General features: G+C 36.6%; 13 protein-coding genes and 1 pseudogene. 4 read left to right on the forward strand and 10 right to left on the reverse strand.

Annotation, left to right across the window (positions count from 1 at the left end; genetic code table 11):
- Positions 1 to 28: 28 nt before the first annotated feature.
- Positions 29 to 954: pseudogene (locus AC2INI_RS14945) on the reverse strand (LysR family transcriptional regulator).
- Positions 955 to 1,119: 165 nt separating this feature from the next.
- Here AC2INI_RS14945 and AC2INI_RS14950 point away from each other — a divergent pair.
- Positions 1,120 to 2,226 carry an alkene reductase gene (locus tag AC2INI_RS14950; protein WP_486306267.1) on the forward strand — a complete coding sequence of 369 codons (1,107 nt, stop codon included), beginning with the start codon at positions 1,120 to 1,122 and terminating at the stop codon, positions 2,224 to 2,226.
- A gap of 239 nt (positions 2,227 to 2,465) precedes the next feature.
- The gene (locus tag AC2INI_RS14955) at positions 2,466 to 3,572 is read left to right on the forward strand and encodes an aspartate/glutamate racemase family protein (protein WP_486306268.1); all 1,107 of its coding nucleotides are present in this window, start codon (positions 2,466 to 2,468) and stop codon (positions 3,570 to 3,572) included.
- 101 nt (positions 3,573 to 3,673) lie between these two features.
- Here AC2INI_RS14955 and AC2INI_RS14960 read toward each other — a convergent pair whose 3' ends face one another.
- The 5 genes from AC2INI_RS14960 to AC2INI_RS14980 all read right to left on the reverse strand — a co-directional run bounded on the left by AC2INI_RS14960 (position 3,674) and on the right by AC2INI_RS14980 (position 8,275).
- On the reverse strand, positions 3,674 to 4,519 hold the full coding sequence (locus tag AC2INI_RS14960) for a universal stress protein (RefSeq protein WP_486306269.1): 846 nt from the start codon (positions 4,517 to 4,519) through the stop codon (positions 3,674 to 3,676).
- A gap of 10 nt (positions 4,520 to 4,529) precedes the next feature.
- Positions 4,530 to 6,017 carry a SulP family inorganic anion transporter gene (locus tag AC2INI_RS14965; protein WP_486306270.1) on the reverse strand — a complete coding sequence of 496 codons (1,488 nt, stop codon included), beginning with the start codon at positions 6,015 to 6,017 and terminating at the stop codon, positions 4,530 to 4,532.
- Between the two features lie 442 nt (positions 6,018 to 6,459).
- Positions 6,460 to 6,891 (reverse strand): GNAT family N-acetyltransferase, encoded by a 432-nt coding sequence (locus tag AC2INI_RS14970; RefSeq protein ID WP_122032823.1) that lies wholly within the window; start codon positions 6,889 to 6,891, stop codon positions 6,460 to 6,462.
- A gap of 52 nt (positions 6,892 to 6,943) precedes the next feature.
- Positions 6,944 to 7,819, reverse strand: a complete 876-nt coding sequence (locus AC2INI_RS14975; protein WP_486306271.1) for a DMT family transporter — start codon at positions 7,817 to 7,819, stop codon at positions 6,944 to 6,946.
- 81 nt (positions 7,820 to 7,900) lie between these two features.
- The gene (locus AC2INI_RS14980; RefSeq protein ID WP_486306272.1) at positions 7,901 to 8,275 is read right to left on the reverse strand and encodes a nuclear transport factor 2 family protein; all 375 of its coding nucleotides are present in this window, start codon (positions 8,273 to 8,275) and stop codon (positions 7,901 to 7,903) included.
- 115 nt (positions 8,276 to 8,390) lie between these two features.
- On the opposite strand from AC2INI_RS14980, the gene AC2INI_RS14985 reads away from it, so the two are divergent.
- Positions 8,391 to 9,257: a LysR family transcriptional regulator gene (locus AC2INI_RS14985; RefSeq protein WP_486306273.1), complete on the forward strand. Its 867-nt coding sequence runs from the start codon at positions 8,391 to 8,393 to the stop codon at positions 9,255 to 9,257.
- Positions 9,258 to 9,395: 138 nt separating this feature from the next.
- On the forward strand, positions 9,396 to 9,788 hold the full coding sequence (locus AC2INI_RS14990; protein WP_486306274.1) for a 3D domain-containing protein: 393 nt from the start codon (positions 9,396 to 9,398) through the stop codon (positions 9,786 to 9,788).
- An 83-nt stretch (positions 9,789 to 9,871) separates the two neighbouring features.
- Here the strand turns inward: AC2INI_RS14990 and AC2INI_RS14995 are convergent, their stop codons facing one another.
- From AC2INI_RS14995 to AC2INI_RS15010, 4 genes are all read right to left on the reverse strand, one after another.
- Positions 9,872 to 11,734: a PhoX family protein gene (locus AC2INI_RS14995; protein WP_486306448.1), complete on the reverse strand. Its 1,863-nt coding sequence runs from the start codon at positions 11,732 to 11,734 to the stop codon at positions 9,872 to 9,874.
- Positions 11,735 to 12,182: 448 nt separating this feature from the next.
- On the reverse strand, positions 12,183 to 12,896 hold the full coding sequence (locus AC2INI_RS15000; RefSeq protein WP_486306275.1) for a hypothetical protein: 714 nt from the start codon (positions 12,894 to 12,896) through the stop codon (positions 12,183 to 12,185).
- A gap of 35 nt (positions 12,897 to 12,931) precedes the next feature.
- Positions 12,932 to 13,663 carry a hypothetical protein gene (locus tag AC2INI_RS15005; RefSeq protein ID WP_486306276.1) on the reverse strand — a complete coding sequence of 244 codons (732 nt, stop codon included), beginning with the start codon at positions 13,661 to 13,663 and terminating at the stop codon, positions 12,932 to 12,934.
- A gap of 89 nt (positions 13,664 to 13,752) precedes the next feature.
- The gene (locus AC2INI_RS15010) at positions 13,753 to 15,753 is read right to left on the reverse strand and encodes a hypothetical protein (protein ID WP_162922419.1); all 2,001 of its coding nucleotides are present in this window, start codon (positions 15,751 to 15,753) and stop codon (positions 13,753 to 13,755) included.
- Positions 15,754 to 15,797 lie beyond the last annotated feature (44 nt).

The raw sequence follows: 15,797 nt of genomic DNA on the forward strand, positions 1-15,797 counted from the left end.
TCAGTGTTTTTTCATTCGCCTTTCAAATTTACTCATTCGCTTTCAACGCACCAAACCTTTCAAAAAGAAAATCTAAAAATAATCGAATTCGCTTTGGCTGATATTTTTACTAATGTATACCACATTCAAATCGGCGCTTGATACCGACGTCGAGGTATTGAAATTTGCCATATAACCATTAAGCACTGTCACAAGGCGTAAGTTATTAATATCATCCTGCACATCTAATATCGACTTCAAAGCAATGCCTGCGCCTTCTAATGCCCAATATCGAACGACTTCACCATCATCTGAAAATCGTTTAGGTAATACCGTTATTACATTCTTCTTATCTGTATCTTGAAAATGCCACGTTTTAAGCTCTTCGTTACTGCGCACCATAGCAAGACAATTATGATTCACTAAATCTTGTGGCGTTAACGGCGTACCATACTTTGCTAGATATTTAGGTGATGCACATAATACTCGATGGCTTGACGATAACCGTCGATATATCAAACTGCTATCAGCGAGCTCTCCGTATCGAACCACAATATCTATGCCTGATTCTGCAATATTTGAAACATCATCATTCAAATATAAATACGGCACCACCTCAGGGTATTTTTCACAGAATTCAGACAAAATAGGAAGGATGTATTGCTTACCAATATCTTTTGGCGCACTGATTTTAAGTGACCCTTTTACTTCTTTGACTCCATTTAATATCAGGTTCTCTGTCTCTTTTACATTATCAAGGATCTCAAGACACGCCTTATGATACAGGTAACCAGAATCGGTAAGGGATATATGCCTTGTGCTTCGATTCAGTAGCTTTACACCATATCGCTCTTCTAAGCCCTGTAATCTTGCTGTCATTGTTGCAGGAGAAAGACCCAACTCTCGCCCTGCCGCCGCCAACCCTTGATGCTTAATGACACTCACAAACATTGTCATATCAGAAAACTTATCCATTGCCACCTTCTCGATTATTTCAATCTTAAACATTGCCAACTATCATTATTCAGAAAACCTGAATAATGATTTTATATTTTACTCAATTATCAAATTAAAGCGAACAGATAGAATAACTGTCATTAAGTAATAACGACAAAGAATAAATTAAAGGTAGTAATCATCATGAATTCATTATTTGAAAAAACAAACCTTAAAAAAATCAACCTACAAAATAGAGTAGTCATGGCTCCAATGACTCGCGCACGTACTAGCCAGCCGGGTAACATTCCAAATGACATGATGGCGACCTACTACAAGCAACGTGCAACTGCCGGATTAATTATCTCTGAAGCGACCCAAATTTCAGATGACTCCCAAGGCTACTCATTTACCCCAGGAGTTTATACCGATGAACAGGTAAAAGGATGGCAACCAATAACCAAAGCAGCTCACTCTCAAGGTGCGGCTATGTTCTGTCAGCTTTGGCATGTAGGCCGTGTATCTCATCCTACTTTCCAAAAAGGTGAATTGCCTATTGCGCCATCTGCTCTCGCTCCTGTCGAAACCAAAGTGTGGATTTCGGATGAACAAGGTAACGGTAATATGGTTGATTGTATCCAGCCGCGAGCAATGACTCATGACGACATCAATCGTGTCATTCAAGATTTCGCCTACTCTGCAAAACGTGCAGTCGAAGCCGGTTTTGATGGTGTTGAAATACACGGCGGTAACGGATATTTGATTGATCAATTTCTTCGTACTAACTCTAATCATAGAACGGATAAGTATGGGGACTCTCGTGAGAACCGTCTTCGTTTTCTACTTGAAGTTGTTGACGCCGTAAGCAAAGAGATCGGTGCCGATAAAGTTGGTGTTCGCCTTGCTCCTTTCATTACATTTAAAGACATGGATTGCCCAGATATTGTGCCAACTATTCTTGAAGCCTCAAGCGAATTACAATCACGTGATATTGCTTATTTACATTTATCTGAAGCTGATTGGGACGATGCACCTGTTATTCCTGAAAACTTCCGCATTGAACTAAGAAAACGGTTCACCAATACCATTATTGTTGCAGGTAGCTACACACAAGAACGTGCAAATGAAATCCTAAATAAAGGCTATGCCGATCTTATCGCTTTTGGTCGCCCATTCGTATCAAACCCAGATTTGGTTTCACGTTTAGAAAACAATCATGACCTCGCTACATTAGATGGCAATACGTTATTTGGCGGTAATGAACACGGTTATATTGACTACCCTAACTACAGTGAAAGTAAATTAGGATAATCAAAAAATATAATGACGCATAAATACTGGGTATCAACGCTTGGTATTTATGACAATTCATTAACGCCAGTTAATCTATTAATAACTTGATTAATATCTGATTTTTTGAATTTATCTCTTTTTTATCTGAAAAATAAATATTCCCCTACCGCAAGATCAAAGAAACATTACTACCTTTTGTTTAACTTAATGATCGCTATGCAAAGAAACAGCATTCAAACGACTCAAAAAGGATATTCATGAGCAGTATTAAAAAATCACGCATTGGTATTATTGGTGGTATGGGGAATGAAGCTTTAGTGGATTTAATTGAAAAAATAGCATCCCTACCTAATTCCGAAGATAGAGAATACATTGCATTTGGAAATGCAAGATTGGCTTATAAACCAGAAGAAGTAATGCATTCATGGCAACCAACAGATTTACCTGAATTACGGAAAAAAGACACTGCTTTATATACATTAAGACTAATACAGCACCTCGGCGTTGATATCATGGGGCTTGCTTGTAATAGTGCCCATGAACTATTTAGAACCCTACTGCCAGACATTCCCATCACCTTTGTGGATATGCTTAATCACACTGCGCATACCTTACAAGGAACTAAGGATAACGTTCTCGTGATGGGAGTAAATAGCTTAGTTAACTCTGGTTTATACCAATCAGCACTACAGGAACAAGGGGTCTTATCAACAAAACCGTCACAAAAAAATCAGCAAAAAGTAATGACGGCAATTTATGATCCTAAGTTTGGTATTAAAACCGCACAAATTACCCAAGAAGCAGAAAAATTACTGTGTGATGTTATTCGTGAGGAGTCGGAGCAACAAGGTTGTTCAAAAGTAGTTTTAGGTTGTACCGAATTACCGTTGGCCCTCACGGCATTGAGTTGTGAACGATTTAAAACTAACGGTTGGCTACCCAAACATATTGATATTATCGATGCCTCTTTTGTTCTCGCAGAATGTTTATTGAGAACAAGTGGCAAAGGTTCTCCCTTAACTCACCCACATAGCTTTTATCAAGGTCAGCACATTGATTGGTTCGCTCCACTGACCATAAAAGTAAGTTCACCCAATAACATCGCACGTATCCAAAAAGACATTCTTTGTCATACCGTTGATTTTCTTGCTAAAAGAGGCCGTTCTGTTACAGGTAGTTATATGCATTTACCTACCTTGTTTATATCAGACACAGCAATTGATGCCCAAGCGAAACTAACTGATATGGGGATTTTAATTCATTCTGAGAATGATGATCTTGATTCATTAATTATCAACACGTTAGATTGCTATTACTCAGATATAGAAAATACTCTAGTCACTGAAAGTAGAGCCGCTAATTAAAAGAGTACAACTTAAAACATAAATTACCTGAAATAAAACGCCTAAAAAATATCACTTTAGGCGCTTCATTCACTTCTAACTTTCTGCTTAAATATCAATAATTAACGTATTAACAGCAAAGGCACCTCACTTTTTATTAATACCTTGGTTGTGTTACTGCCTAAAAAAAACTGTCTTAGCGTTGAATGTCCATAAGCCCCCATTACCATCATGCCTATCTGGTGATCTTTCTGGTACTTCAGCAAAGCATCATCAACAGATCCTGACAGTATGTCTTCATGCACACTAAGTCCTGCATTTTTTAATTTAATGGCCGCTTTCTCAAAAGCCGCACTTTTTTCTGCAAAATCATCCACCATCACTAAATGACAATCCAATCCCAAAAGCAGAGGCGTATTGATTGCTTTTTCAATCAGTTTTTCACTCGTTGGACTGCCATCAAAAGCAATGAGATAAGACGTTGGGATAGAAAACGGCGCATTCACCACTAGCGTATGGGATTTAATAGAACGAATCACACTCTCAAGTTGAGATCCTATCGTTTTATTACTGTCCTGCTCTTCACCTAATTTACCAATCACTAATACTCTTAGTTCATTTTCTAAATCAATCAGGCTTTCCAGTAAACTTCCATGACGTTGTAGTTGCTCAACATGGGTAATGCCTTTATTCATTACCCATTCAGCCGCTTCTTCCAGCAATTGCTTTCCATGCTTGAGTGCGACTTTACTGCGAGCTTCATCCAATTTTGCAAGTTCATTAAGCAACTCTTCTTGACTGCCTAATCCTATTTGCCCTGAAAGCTCACTCACAACAGGTCTGGTCGTTTTATCAAGAGCGTGCAATAAGACAAGCGGCGCATTAATCTTAGATGCAACCCATGCACTCGCTTCACACGTTGCAAGCGTCATCGGAGAACCATCAATACAAGCTATTATATTTTTCATTTTCTAATCCTTAATGTCCGGCCAATAGTTTTTCAACTTCTTCTGGTTTGTCATGTACACCAAATTTATCAACAATCGTCTGGGTTGCTTGGTTCATTCCGATAAGCTCGACTTGAGTCCCCTCTCGGCGAAACTTGACCACCACTTTATCCAATGCAGAGACTGACGTAACATCCCAGAAATGCGCAGCCGATAAATCAATCGTCACGCTCTCGATCACTTCTTTAAAATCAAAAGAAGTAATAAATTTATCCGATGAGGCGAAAAACACTTGTCCTATTACGGTATATTCACGCGATTTATGTGCGTCCGAATTAGTCTTTATCACCATCATACGACTGATTTTATTTGCAAAGAATAATGACGCAAGCAAGACACCGACCAGAACACCAATAGCTAAATTATGCGTCATTACCACAATAATCACCGTGGCTAACATAACAATATTAGTTGATATTGGGTGCTTTCTTAAATCAGTAATTGAACTCCATGAAAAAGTACCGATAGATACCATTATCATCACAGCAACTAAGGCTGCCATTGGGATTTGTTTTAACCACGGACCAAGAAAAACAACCATAATTAACAAAAACACACCAGCAGATAACGTTGATAAACGTCCACGGCCGCCCGACTTTATATTAATCATTGATTGTCCGATCATCGCACAACCAGCCATACCACCAAGAAATCCCGTAAAGATATTGGCAAGCCCTTGACCTTTACACTCGCGGTTTTTATCGCTGCTGGTATCGGTGAGATCATCGACAATCGTTGCTGTCATCATGGATTCTAATAAACCCACCACAGCCAAACCAATAGAATACGGCAAGATAATTAATAGCGTTTCTAGGTTTAAAGGCACATCAGGCCATAAGAAAATTGGCAAGGTATCAGGTAAGTTCCCCATGTCTCCCACGGTACGAATATCAATATTAAATGACATCGAAATGGCGGTTAATACGATAATACAGACTAAAGGCGAAGGAATTAATTTACCGACAACCGGTAGGTATGGGAACAGATAGATAATCCCTAAACCGGCGGCTGTCATGGCGTAAACATGCCAAGTTACATTGCTTAATTCAGGAAGTTGCGCCATAAAAATAAGTATGGCTAACGCATTCACAAAACCGGTAACCACTGAGCGAGAAACAAAACGCATCAAGCTACCGAGTTTTAAATAACCCGCTAAAATCTGTAGTACACCAGTAAGAACCGTCACAGCAAGTAAGTATTCTAGCCCGTGTTCTTTAACTAATGTGACCATCAATAATGCCATTGCACCCGTCGCGGCTGAGATCATCCCAGAGCGACCGCCAGTAAAAGCAATAACAACTGAAATACTGAAAGAAGCGTATAACCCAATTTTAGGATCAACACCTGCGATAATAGAAAAAGCGATGGCTTCAGGGATTAGAGCAAGAGCAACAACGATGCCCGCAAGGAGATCACCACGGATATTAGACATCCAGTCAATTTTGAAATTTTTAAACATTGAATTCTCAATTTATGCACGGCAATACGCACCAGAAATAGATCTGGGGTGTAAATAGGTGCTTCTTTGATAAAATTTTGGCGCGGAAAAGTAGCCGAAAGCACGGCAAAGAATTAACAAGCGCAAAGAGTTAAGCCGAATACTCAGTCGAGTACAGTGCTTAGGTTAGCAATGAGAGCTATAGGGGGGGTGGAGCGTTTAAGGCGGCGTAATTAACACAGTGATCAATATTCTCTAAATCAAACAGGAGGCCAGTGTATATTTACGAGGGAATCAATTCAATTTCCATTATCAGAATCTATGATTACATGATTATCATTTAACGAACGCTAATCGCCATTTTTATAAGCACAAAATGATACAACCAATTCAAAAACGGAACCGCCTAAAGTTATTAGCTTTAGGCGTTACTTCTAACAAAACACGATTAAAAAACCGAGTGTTATAACTTCATGTGTAAGATTGGAAATGGTTTTCCCATATCATCAAGTTCAGAACGTGATTCAACTTTAAAACCCATATGTTGATAAAAGCCAACTGCTTGTGGATTTTGTTCATTCACATCCACACTCTTGGCATTCAGCTCATTCACAGCATAGGTTAATAATGCTGTCCCAATTCCCTCCCCTCTTGCTTCGTTTAGAATAAATAACATTTCAATTTTTTGATTTAGTACACCGACAAAACCAAGAATCGCACCATCATTATTCTTTATACAACGCAAAATTACTGCAGGAAATGCATGTTCCATGATAATAGGTTTAAAAAACTCAATATCTTCATCACTAATAAAGCCATGAGTTGCTCGGACTGAATTTTCCCAAACAGACAACATTTCTGCATAATATTCAGGAAGCACATTTTCGATAATCATATTATTCTCACTTAAACGGATCATATTGATATATGCAGCCGCGAACTTACTATTATACACCTTTTTTAGACATAAATTTAGACGCAAATCCAGTAACAAACATGGTGCCTATCACCACGAGAACCGTACCTATAATGGCATTTATCCCAACAGTTTCCCCTAAAAATAAGTAGCCCCATAAAATCCCAAAAACAGGAATAATAAAGGTAACAGTTAAGGCTGAAGAAGCGCCAAGCTCTTTAATCAGTCTAAAATACAACAAGTACGCTAAACCCGTACACACAGCACCAAGGGCAAATACAGCGAAAACAATATCTACACTCACCACTTCTCTTACTGGCATAAAAGGAACAAGCGGTAACACCAAGATAACAGAAGCCCACATACTGCCGTGTGCGTTATTAAACGGCTCAACGCTTGGTGCATTTTTGGCATAATTAGTTGCAACACCATAGCTAAATGCGCCCATTAAGGCTGCAATCATCGGGATAATGGCTTCATCACCAACATTAATCGCCTCCCATCCAACCAGAACGCTAACCCCGATCATACCTAGAACCAAACCAAATACGACCTCTTTGGTTAACCAAGTTCGAGTCCATACCGCCCCAATAATCGCACCCCAAATTGGTGCGGTAGAATTAAGAATAGCTAAAGTAGATACATTTAAGATTTGTGCTGAATAAGCAAATAATAAGAAAGGTAATGCTGAATTAAACAACCCCAAAATAAGGAAGTGTTTAATATTTGACATAAAGTGTAAGGATTTTTTCAGAAAGAAGGAAACAACAAGTAGAGTTAATGCGGCGAAAGCAACCCGTGTCTCAATTAATACCGCAGGCCCTAACGGGTTTGCTGCAATTCTAACAAATAAAAATGAACCGCCCCACAACGCAGCTAAGGTAAATAAACTTAATATATTAATCATCCATGATCCCAAACTGTGGGTAATTTTTTAGTGTGGTTGATAATGACAAATTACTCAACCACATAATCTAAAAAATGCTTTCTAACGCTCGCCTTGCACTTCAAAGTCATCAGAAATCAAACGCGCTTTACCATCGTCTTGAATTGTCCAATGTTCACGGTGTACAACACCAAATGCTTTGTTCATCGTCCAATTCGCCGTTAATAGGTAGCCATCTTCACCGATTGGCTCCCATTTAACCTCTGTATAATCAACATCAGAAAAACCTTGATCCATAATGTTTTGCCAAAATACTTGGATCTCTTCACGGCCTGTAAATGTACCAAATGGGCGTGCTTCCATCACCGTACCTTCAGCGTATTGTGCTGCACAACCTGCTGCATTTTGAGAATTAAAAGCCTGTTGCCATGCTGAAATACCGGCTTTGCATGCTGTTAACATTTGTTCTTGAGTCATGATTGTTTCTCCTAATGTTTGTATGAAGTGAACTATACGTGCATTATTAAGTTTTAAAAACAAACCAATAAGAAATCACTGTTTAATAAAATAGAACAATAGGATTTAAAAGAGCATGAATAAACTGAAACAAATGACCCTTTTTATGACGATTGTTGAAACAGGATCAATCACTAAAGCGGCTGAGAAATTAGAACTGTCTAAGTCTGTTATTAGCCAACACTTAAAACAACTAGAGCATGAACTTGCTATTCCATTGCTCAAACGTACGACAAGAAAACAATCACTCACCGCCTCTGGAGAGCATTTCTATCTACAATGTTGTGAAATGCACAAATTAGCAGAAAAGGCATGGAGTGATATCTTACATCAGCAAGAATCGCCTCAAGGGAGATTGTCTGTCACCGCTCCGCACGCCTTAATGAACAGCATTGTTATACCGGCTCTTAGCTCCGTATTTAACACGCACAAAGACGTTGAACTAAACTTAATTGCGCATGATGGACAGCTTGATTTGATGCAAGAAGAAATCGACCTAGCTATCCGTGTTGGTGAATCAAAATTAAGTAACCTAAAGCAAAAGCGCATTGGAACCATACAAGACGTATTGTGTATCGCCAAAGACTATCCAGAATTTACTATTGATAGCATTGAAGCTTTGCCTTATGTTGCAAACCACTGGCAATCAAAGCAAATTTCGCATCAGCTAGTAAATATAACAACAAAAAACGCCCGCGTTATACACTTTATCGCAGCGCATCAAGTCAACACGGTTCAAAATAGTTTAGCGTTAATAAAAAATGGGTTCGGAATTGGGCTTCTTCCTGAGTTTATCTATTTGCAACATCAAGATGAGTTAAAAGAAGTATTGCCTACTTATGAAATGAAAGCGTCTAATGTCTATGCGCTTCATCCCTTTCATGGCCAAGTTCCGATCAGTGTAAGAATGGCAATTGATGCAATTGAAAAGGCATTAGCCTAGTTATCGACCTATACACTTCATTTTATTCATTGAATCATGAATTGTCTCAATATTTAGCAAAGCACCAACCAAAGAAAAAGGTATTATGTACGGATACACTCATTACCTACTAACCCCCTATATTCAAAGGAAAAAATCATGAAAATTCGTTTTTATCTTCTTGCAGCACTCGCTATGACGTCACTTTTTGGCTGCGCAGAAGGCGAACAATCTCTAAAAGTAACAGCAAGCGCATACACATCAAGTGTTGGTGAAACCGATGACACGCCAAATCTTGCGGCTTGGGGTGATACATTAAAACCAGGCATGAAATCAATTGCGGTATCAAGAGATCTTATCGATATGGGTCTTACTCACAACCAAGAAGTAACAATCGAAGGACTTGATGGCACCTATCTAGTACTAGATAAAATGAATAAGCGCTGGAAAAAGAAGATTGATATTTACATGGGTGAAGATGTTGAGAAAGCAAGACAATGGGGTAAAAAAGAAGTCGTTATCCATTGGACTGTAGAAGAAGAAAAGAAGTAGACACTTAATAACTATCACTTCAACACTTTCAATTAAAGTGGCCTCGTAATGAGGCCACTTTTTTATATCTAAATATAGCGATCCTAACTGCCGATCACACCTCCATTATCTTTAGTCACCATCACAATAGTTGAGCGTGGTTTGCTATCTCCCCCTTGAGGGAAGTGTCCAGATGGATGCTGCACACCAACAAACATGGTTTTTTGATCTTCAGAAAAAGTGAGTCCGGTAATTTCACAGCCAATTGGCCCAGTTAAGAAGCGACGCACTTCTCCAGTCTTAGGATCGCCGCACAACATTTGATTATTACCTTGCCCTGCAAAGTCCCCTTTGTTTGAGTAATTACCATCAGTTTGAATCCATAGACGTCCTGCTTTATCAAAACCAATACCATCAGGACTATTAAACATATTGTCTTTATTGATGTTGTCACTGCCTGCGTACAAATTGCCTTTATGAACCGTTGGATTCCCTGCTATTAGGTACAAATCCCATTGGAATGTATCACTCACATGATTTGCATTAGTTGGTGCCCAACGCACAATTTGACCATAATGGTTTTCAGCTCGTGGATTAACGCCATCGGCATCTTGACCTTCTTTTACCCCACGATATTTATTATTCGTTAATGTACAGAAAACGTGTTTTTTATCTGGATGAATGGCAACCCATTCAGGCCTGTCCATTGTGGTTGCGCCCACTTGTGTTGCTGCTCGACGAGCAAAAATCATCACTTCAGCTTGGCTATTAAATCCGTTTTCTTTGGTTAAACCATTCTTACCATAAGTGAGTTCTAGCCACTGGCCATCGCCTTCTAACTTATCGTCTTTCATTGTAAATTTAGCAACGTACAAGGTGCCTTCTTCAAGAAGGTTACGATTGGCTGCATTATTACCTTCTTGGTATTTATCTTTTGATACGAACTTATACAAATGCTCGCCACGTTCATCATCACCAAGATACACCACGACATGACCATCATCATTCACCACTAATGCGGCATTTTCATGTTTAAATCGACCTAGCGCGGTTCGTTTTAATGGGGTTGAGGTTGGATCATTCGGATCAATTTCAACCACCCAGCCAAAACGATTTGGTTCATTCGGATTTTTAACCACATCAAAGCGATCATCAAAATTATGCCATTGATAATCACTTTGCTCTGCTTTAATACCATAACGTTTATCATCGGCAGTTAAGGTTGCGTTTTGCTCTGAACCAAAGAAATCATTAAAATTTTCTTCACAAGTTAAATAAGTGCCCCACGGCGTTTCACCATTTGCACAGTTATTGAAAGTACCTAATACTTTTTTACCTGTTGGGTCAGCTTTGGTTTTTAATAAATTGTGGCCAGCTGCAGGGCCTGTTACTAACATCTCTGTATTTGCGGTAATACGGCGGTTTGCTTTACCTGTTGGATCCATCGTCCATTGACCGTTCTTTCTTACGATTTCAACAATGGTAATTCCTACCGCAGCTTGTGCTTTGGCAACATCATCTGCCGTCATTGCTTTGCCTTGATGTGCAAACAAGTATTCATAATTGGTGTATTCATTATTGACTGCAAGAATGGCGCGATCTTTTGATAAAGGGAATACACTCATACCATCGGTATTATCACCAAATTGCAGTGCTTGTGCTTTTGAATCTTGCTTTCCATTTGAGTTAAATTGAGGGGCGTTAGCAAAGATTGGGTCCCCCCACGACATCAACGTACTAGAGCTATAACCTTTAGGAAGAAGAATAGAATCACTGGTAGAAGTGGTAATTGCCTCAAAATTTAATAATGAATTATCCATGCTACCTGCAATGGCTTTCGCTACTGGATTTAACGCTAAAAAAGCGCCTGCACCTGCCGCCGCGGTTCCCATTAAAAAACCTCGACGAGATAAACGTGCATTAACCATGTTGCTAAAATCTGATTCTTTCTCTACAAACTTATTCATCATACTTCCCTTTTAAACTGTTATTTTTATAAGTGTATTTTTACAATCAAAGGTAGACTAAAGGTGCTTTATGACAGAAATATTGAAAGGACATGACGATTTTATTGCGTATTTTTATTACTACTCTATATAAAAACGATTATGAGCTAGCAACACTAGACGGTAATACTTTATTTGGCAGTAATAAGAAAGGTTATATTGATTATCCTGTCTATTGTAAAAAACAGTAATGTAAATTAGCTTTGACAAGCATTATAGCTATTTCTAGTCTAACGCTTGACCCGCCTATAAGTGTAGGCTTGATAATATTTAGGTCTAGCTCATAATAGGCACTTACCTTCCAAGCCTCCAATCCCTATCCATCTAGTATTTCTAATATATGTGCCTTTAACTCCAGACATTTAGTTTAGGAATTAAACGTAAAATATACTGTTTTTTGATATAATATCTATTCATTACATAGCTCTTCAGTAAAACCAAATCTTCGATAGTTTGACTCTAAAGTTGGGGATACAACATAAGCTGAAAGTAACTTCATTGAAGGCTCATTAGTCACAACATCCCGAGCAATACTCCTGACATTTTCGACACTTGCTCTTTTAATACCTCCAATCAATTTTAGTTTATTATTAACAAGATTTTCTGGGTTAGACATCACGAGTGAAATATCAAGTTCATCACCATACTTATATGTTTTAGTTATCACTAAAGTCTTCCCTTTAAATTTGGTGGTATGAAAATTATATTTTGGAAAGGTCATATTAGAATCAATAAATTCAATTGTTCTTCTTAGGAAATCATAATTATTTCTAAGGTCAACAAGTAACTCATTTCTTTGTGATATATCAGAAATTATAAAAGAACCATCATTTATACTATCTAATATCTCTTTAGACTTACTAATATAACCATTAACTATGATTTTTAACCTTTTTCTTGGTTCACTTTCTGCAATAGGCTGTTCTAATGTTATTTTCTCATTAGTAAATATCGTTTCAGAAACTTTACTAGTTCCATTTTCTCCTATCAATAATGGAGGCACAGAAGTAAGATCTTGATTTTTTAGATCATTTACATCTATAATTAAGCTTTTCCCAGCTACACTTAATGTAGATAAGCTAATTAAACACAAATATAAGAAACTTATTAATACTTTATTCATAGTGTTCTGCCTATGTTAATAATTAATTATTTTACTTAAAACCATTCGCATGGGGATTCTTTAAATCCCATTCTTCTATAATTTGACTCCAAAGTCGGGGATATAACAAAAGCCGATATTTTTTTGATTAATGGTTGATTTTGTCTGACATCTCTTGCAATACTCCTGATATTTTCTACACTTGCTCGCTTTACAGCTCCCTCGTTCATTAAGTTTGTATTCAAGATATTAGTAGGGTCTGACATTACTGTATCGATTTGAAGCACACTAGAATTTTTTATTTGTGTACGTGCAATTATCAACGTCTTATCATCGTGAGATGTTGTAAACAAATATACATTATCACTTAAAATTGTGTCATCTTTTAAATCGCCCAATGAAGAATCTAAGAAAAATTCATTCCTTTCTAAGTCGTCCAATATTTTCTTTTCTAATTTTGAATCTGGTATTAAAATTTCCTTTCTACGTATTTTTTCTATTGTCTCCTTTGTTTTATTCAGGAAGTTATCAACGGTTTCTTTTAATATTTTTCTTGACGGATTTTCAGATTGAGGTTTGTTTAATCTAACTTTACTATTAACAAATAATGTATCTGAAATTTTAGTTACTCGCTCTTTTGTTACCAATAATGGCTTGATTGGGGTAAGCTCTTGATCAGACAAAGAGCTTATATCTAAATCCAATTGAGAAGGGATAACAGCAAAGGCTGTTTTATGGAAAATAAAAAAACAAAAAATAATAACACTAAAAATATATTTTATATTCATACATTTGACCATTGTAATAATTTCTAATTTTTATATTAAATAATTAAACTCAAACTATAATTAATTTCTTATATTATCAAAGTTGATTTTTACTTATTTTCATCAATAAGTGTTTTTATTATTTTATCTAAGTACTCTAATAACGTTTTATGTTCTATATCTAAATATGGCGTAGTTGAAAATGTTAACCAACTAAAGTTCGCATTTGAATATTTCTTCAGTTCTCCTGATGTATAATTCATATTATAATGATTGTTTTTAATGGCTACTAATCTTTCTCGTAATTCACTTAAACGAGTTGCTGCAATCATTCTATCATTAGTCGCGCTTAACTCTAATGTGGTACGATTTATATTATTTACAATTACTCTGAAATAACTGTTTTGAATTGAACTTGTAACTTGAGCAATATCAAGTAATCTATTGCTTGTATCTATATTGTTTTTTCCAAAAGGAAGTTTCAAGTCAATTTCTTCTTTTATAGCTATGTTTATTTTTTTCTTAAGGCTTCCATTTTTTATATTTTCATCCACTCTTTTTAATAGGGTATTTAATTTATTATGGTTAATCGGTTTTAAGGTTATATCTGATTCTGAAATAGTCATCTTAGAGTATTTATCAGCAACCGTTTTATGAGCTTGAAGTAATTTATCGTATAATTTATCTGAACTGCCGTTTTTATTCTTCCATTCGTTTAAAATATTTGTAAATGCTTCTTTGTCTGTAATATCAATTTTTCTATTAACAAATGATTTTGTAAGAGCAAATACTAACGGTGCTACGTTAACCTCATTTGAAATTTTTTCAACTAAAGGAATATCTATAACAGAACCAATAATAGGTATAAGGACATTTATTACATTAGCAAGTGCTGCAATTGTTTCAGCATCGTTGTAATCTAATATGGCGAGTACCTGGTAACCAAACTCTTGCCATGCAACATTTTGTTTCACGGTATCATTATATGGTTTTATCATTGAATGCTGAATACCGTTAATAAAACGAACATCTGTTAATATGGTTTTAAAGTCATTCATGATTTGTGTATTATCATCATAAATCTTATCAGCAACGGAGTTTACCGCAGACTTAAATACTTTCATCCAAACCAAAGAATCATGGAAGACATTATTGAAACCTATAGATTTATAGACGGCATAAATGCCAGGTTTGTCTGCCCAATTAACATTATTTAATTTGATATGTATCCCGCCATGTACGTTTACGAATTTATTCGTTGTAAAGTATTTACTTCTTATCTGATTATTAACATACTGAAGAGATGAAATAACATCATTTATTGTCATGTTATCTATTGATGAGATGTTAAAATTAATAAGGCTAGATAACTTTTTTTTATCAGATATATATTGAATTTTATTTCTAAAATTATCCATAAATAGTCTCTTTACGAGTGTATTAAAACTGTTCTTATGAAGTTGTAAGGTTATAGCACCGAAACGCTCATAATCATAGTTGTATATTTCTGCATAGTCTCCAACTATAATTTTTCTTAGTTTTTCTAGTTGTTTATTAGTTTTTTTTATGGACTTTTGGTATATCTTCATTAACTTATGATCTGCCTCGATCATCTTGCTAACTTCTGAAGCTAATTTTATATCTTGATTAATAGCTAGCGCTTCAATAACTATTAATCCTGTTATCGGATTGACTGCCTCTGCAATTGATTCTGAAAAAAGTGTGCCAATGACTTCTCCTACTATCTCTGGAGCTAAATAAGTACTTGCCGTTACTATACCTTCCGTTGTTTTATCTGAGTTACCTGTTTCAACCCCTTCGAGCAAATCAAAACCACCAACAGAAAGACTTATTGCAGCGGCAAATTTATTTGCGAATTCAGCTAAACCAAACTCAAACGTTGGTAGCTCTTGATTAATACTTTGCTCTATTTCTTTTGGTGTAATATTAGGATCGCTAATGTCTATCTTGTATAAATCAGCTATATTTTCTTCGAAATTTCTAATATCACCTTCAAGTTCCGGAACTTTACACACTCTACTAAAGTTAAATTTAGTGTGTGCATAAACCGCTTCACTAAATGAACAAGATAAAATTAATCCTGTTAACATACTCTTCTTAATCAACATACTTTAATACCCTGTGATACTGTGTT

The organism is Aliivibrio friggae, from assembly GCF_057368515.1.